Raw genomic sequence first — 469 nt, 5'->3', positions numbered from 1 at the left:
GTGTAGGCCCACCACTGGACGCCGACCCGGTTGCGAGCTGCCAGGTCCATCTGGGACGTGATCACCGCGGGGGTCGTGATGGCGCCGAACTCGGTGAGCATCAGCCCCGACCCGGTCTGACGTGAATGCTTCTCTGCGTTAGTGAAGACCCGGTTGTCGGGCGCAGTGCATCCGACATAGGAGTGGAGGGTGGCCTGGCTGGTGCAGTAGTCGTGGAAGCTCAACCCCAGGTTGGATCCCGTGAGCCGGACGTTGGTCCCGACACCTATGTTGAAGAACTGCATCGGCTCGTACCAGACAGTGGTGGCCTTGTCGACCGAGCGGATCGCGTCGACAGTCTTCTGCTGGACGGCCGACAGTCGCGCGTCAGAAGCGCGGCAACCGAGCTGCGTGAGGCACCGCGTGTAGCGGTGGCCCGGGAACGGCTCGTTGAACAGGTCGTAGCCCTGCACGCCGGGCACGTTTCGGA

1 protein-coding gene is annotated in these 469 nt (G+C 64.6%); it reads right to left on the bottom strand.

The annotated features are described in order from the left end of the window. Positions 1-452 (bottom strand): cellulase family glycosylhydrolase (locus D7Y11_RS42915; protein ID WP_199753995.1); only part of this gene is annotated, 452 nt, incomplete at its 3' end. Between the last annotated feature and the right edge of the window lie 17 nt (positions 453-469).

The organism is Corallococcus sp. AB018, assembly GCF_003986945.1.
Lineage (GTDB): Bacteria > Myxococcota > Myxococcia > Myxococcales > Myxococcaceae > Corallococcus > Corallococcus exiguus.
This window is presented reverse-complemented; position numbering and strand designations above follow the sequence as displayed.